4 protein-coding genes are annotated in these 3,397 nt (G+C 66.7%); 3 read left to right on the top strand and 1 reads right to left on the bottom strand.

Annotated elements, in window-relative coordinates; all coding sequences use genetic code 11:
* The coding region (locus IC66_RS0138455) for a dimethylmenaquinone methyltransferase (protein WP_038951086.1) at window positions 1-469 on the bottom strand (469 nt) is incomplete at its 3' end.
* 252 nt (window positions 470-721) lie between these two features.
* Between IC66_RS0138455 and pxpB the strand changes: the two genes are divergently transcribed.
* From pxpB to IC66_RS0138440, 3 genes are read left to right on the top strand one after another with little or no spacing between them, the layout of a single operon-like run.
* Window positions 722-1,453: a 5-oxoprolinase subunit PxpB gene (pxpB, locus tag IC66_RS0138450; protein ID WP_028144576.1), complete on the top strand. Its 732-nt coding sequence runs from the start codon at window positions 722-724 to the stop codon at window positions 1,451-1,453.
* Window positions 1,450-2,487, top strand: coding sequence for a biotin-dependent carboxyltransferase family protein (locus IC66_RS0138445; protein ID WP_028144575.1), 1,038 nt, complete (start codon window positions 1,450-1,452; stop codon window positions 2,485-2,487). The genes pxpB and IC66_RS0138445 overlap by 4 nt, the downstream gene beginning before the upstream one ends.
* Window positions 2,488-2,518: 31 nt before the next feature.
* Complete coding sequence (locus IC66_RS0138440) at window positions 2,519-3,286, top strand: LamB/YcsF family protein (RefSeq protein WP_038951085.1); 768 nt, start codon at window positions 2,519-2,521, stop codon at window positions 3,284-3,286.
* The last annotated feature ends 111 nt before the right edge of the window (window positions 3,287-3,397 follow it).

Below are 3,397 nucleotides of genomic sequence, written 5' to 3'. Positions count from 1 at the left end.
GCTCGCCCCAGCCGACGAAGGTCAGGCCAGCCACTGAGGGCGGCGCGGCATAGCCGTCGCACCACACCGGAAGATTGGTGCCGAGCACGCCCTCGACGTCACGCACGACGCCGTCAGTGACGAGCGCGGTGACGCCGCGCTTCATCATGCGGGCGCAGAGGATGTCACCGAAGATGCCGGCATCGGTGATGCCCATGGCGTCGACCACGGCGATGCAGCCTTCCGGCATCGCCTCGATCGCGGTGCGGGTCGAAATCGGCGAGGACCAGGATTCCGGCGTCGCCAGATCCTCGCGCGCCGGCACGAAGCGCAGCGTGAAGGCCGGCCCCACCAGACGCGGCAGGCCCGGGCGCAGCGGCCGCGCGCCCCGCATCCACACATTGCGCAAGCCCTTTTTCAGCAGGACCGTGGTGATGGTGGCAGTGGTGATGCCGGCGAGGATCTTGCGGGCTTCGGGGGACAGCGACATGGAAACAGACGAGCTCCGGATGGGCGGGAAAGAACGGGCGCATCTTGCGAGCCGGGCGCTTTGCGTCAAGGGCCAAGAGGCTATCAATAATGCAGGGCCGGTGGGCTGTTATGCGACGCGATAACAAAGCCTTATCGTGGCCTCCTGCATTAATTTATTGGACTTGCGGGCGCATTTACGCGAAGCAGGGGTGAGCGGAACTTCGAGCCCGCTCCCGCAAAAGCCCGATTTCGACAGCTCTTCGACAGCTCAATGGCCGCGACGCTCCCCCCGCCCCGCCTTCTGCCCAGTGGCGACAGCGCCGTCACGGTCGAGTTCAGCCGCACCATCGACGACGATGCCAACCAGCGCGTGCTGGCGCTGGACAAGGCGCTCGCAGCAAGCCCCATCGATGGCATCACCGAGACGGTGCCGACCTATCGCTCGCTGCTGGTGCATTACGATCCGGGCAAGATCGGTTTCGACGCGCTCGGCGAAAAGCTGCTGCCGGTCGCCATTCAGCCGCCGCCGCCGGTGACCAAGGCGCGGCGCTGGCGCGTTCCCGTCGCCTATGGCGGCGAGCACGGCATCGACCTCGAGGATGTCGCCAGGGCGCTGAACACCACGCCTGATGACATCGTCGCACGGCACGCGGGCGGCGACTACAAGGTCGCCATGATCGGCTTCACGCCGGGCTGGTCCTATCTCAGCGGCCTCGACAAATCCCTGCACATGTCGCGCCGACAAAATCCGCGGCTGCTCACGCCCGCCGGCACGATCTCGATCGGCGGCGTCCAGGCCGGGATCCAGTGCCTCGCCGCCCCCAGCGGCTGGCATCTGCTCGGCCGCACGCCTGTCAGAACCTATCAACTCCACCGCGATCCAACCTTCCTCACCGAACCCGGTGACCGCGTGACGTTCTTCCCCATCGACCACAAGACGTTCGAGGAGTTGGACCGCGCTGCGGAAGCCGGAGAGATCGTCGCCGAGCAGGTGGACGCATGAGCCGGCTCGTCGTCGCCAGCATCGGCCCGGCAAGCTCCGTTCAGGACGGCGGACGCCACGGCGCGCAGCGCTATGGCTTGACGGTGAGTGGTGCGATGGATCGGCTGTCGCTGGCGGCGGCGAATACGCTGGTCGGCAACGAGCCGTTCGCGGCCAGCGTCGAGATCGGTCCGTTCGGCGCCACGTTCACCGCGCGCGATGGCGCCGTGCGCGTGGCGATTTCAGGCGCGCCGCGCAATGCGGACGTCGCCGGCAACCCGGTCGCGATGGACACATCGGTGACGCTGAAGGACGGCGAGACGCTGACGCTGGGCTTTGCCCGCGGCGGCGCATTTACGTATCTCGCCATCGAAGGCGCCATCAAAGGCGAGATGGTGTTCGGCAGTCTCGCGGTGAATGCCCGCGCCGGCCTCGGCAGCCCCTACCCGCGCCCGCTCCAGGCCGGTGACGAATTTTCGGTCGATGCTGCAAGCGGTGCGGGCGAATTGCGCATCGAACTGCCCAAGCCCATTAGCGGTCCGATCCGCGTCGTGCTGGGTCCGCAGGACGACGAGTTCGACGACGCCAACAAGGCGCTGTTCCTGGGCAGCGAGTGGAAGATCTCGGCGACCTCCGACCGCATGGGCTACCGGCTCGAGGGCCCCGCCATCAAGCATCTGCACGGCCACAACATCGTCTCCGACGGCACCGTCAACGGCAGCATCCAGGTGCCCGGCAACGGCTCGCCGATCGCGCTGATGATGGACCGCGGCACCTCCGGCGGCTATCCGAAGATCGCAACCGTGATCACGGCCGATGTCGGCCGCCTCGCCCAGACCTCGGCGGGAACCGCGTTCCGCTTCAGGGCGGTCAGCATGGCCGAGGCGCAGGACGAGGTGAGGAAGTTTGCGCAACTGATCCGCAACCTGCCCGACCGTCTGCGCTCTGCTGACAGTGTCGCGCTCAACATCGAGGCGCTCAGCGATGCCAACGTCGCGGGCTATGCTGTGAGCGCCATGGATGCCGGAACCTGGCAGGTGACGGCGGAGCCATAAACGACACGACGACCAGAGGCGGAGAGCACCCATGAAGACGATCGATCTCAATTGCGACCTCGGCGAAGGTTTTGGCGCGTGGGAGATGGGCAACGACCCCGCGATGATCGAGCTGGCAAGCTCGGTCAACGTCGCCTGCGGCTTCCATGCCGGCGACCCCGACATCATGCGCCGGACGGTGGAATTGGCGAAGGCGCGCGGCGTCTCGGTCGGCGCCCATCCCGGATATCGCGACCTGCACGGTTTTGGCCGCCATCCGATCGCGGGCCTGAAGGCGTCCGAGATCGAGAACCTCGTCGCCTACCAGATCGGCGCATTGCAGGCGATTGCGACCGCCGCCGGCCACAAGGTCACGCATGTGAAGGCCCATGGCGCGCTCTCCAATGTCGCCTGCGAGGACGACATGACGGCGAAGGCGATCGCCGCCGGCATCAGGGCGGTCGATCCCAGCCTGATCTTCGTCGTGCTCGCCAATTCGAAGCTGGTGAAGGCCGGCGAGGACGCCAATCTGCCGATGGTGCACGAGGTGTTCGCCGACCGCGCCTATGAGGACGACGGCAACCTCGTCTCGCGCAAGAAGCCCGGCGCGGTGCTGCATGACGCCAAGTCCATCGCCGACCGCGTGGTGCGCATGGTGCAGGACGGCGCGGTGGTTTCGGTGACGGGCAAGGTGATCAAGATGCGCACGGACACGGTGTGCATCCACGGCGACACGCACGGCGCCGTCGAGATCGCGCGGACCTTGCGTCAGGCCTTGAAGGATGCGGGGATCGAGGTCGCGCCGTTCAAGCGCGGGTGAAGCAAGACAGCTGCCGTAGGGTGGGCAAAGGCGCATAGCGCCGTGCCCACGATCTCTGCCATGATTGACACAGGCGGTGGGCACGCTTCGCTTTGCCCACCCTTGTATTAG

The organism is Bradyrhizobium genomosp. III, from assembly GCF_000261705.1.
GTDB lineage: Bacteria > Pseudomonadota > Alphaproteobacteria > Rhizobiales > Xanthobacteraceae > Bradyrhizobium > Bradyrhizobium ottawaense.
The sequence above is the reverse complement of the archived record's forward strand: the minus strand, read 5'-3'. Positions and strand labels throughout refer to the sequence as shown.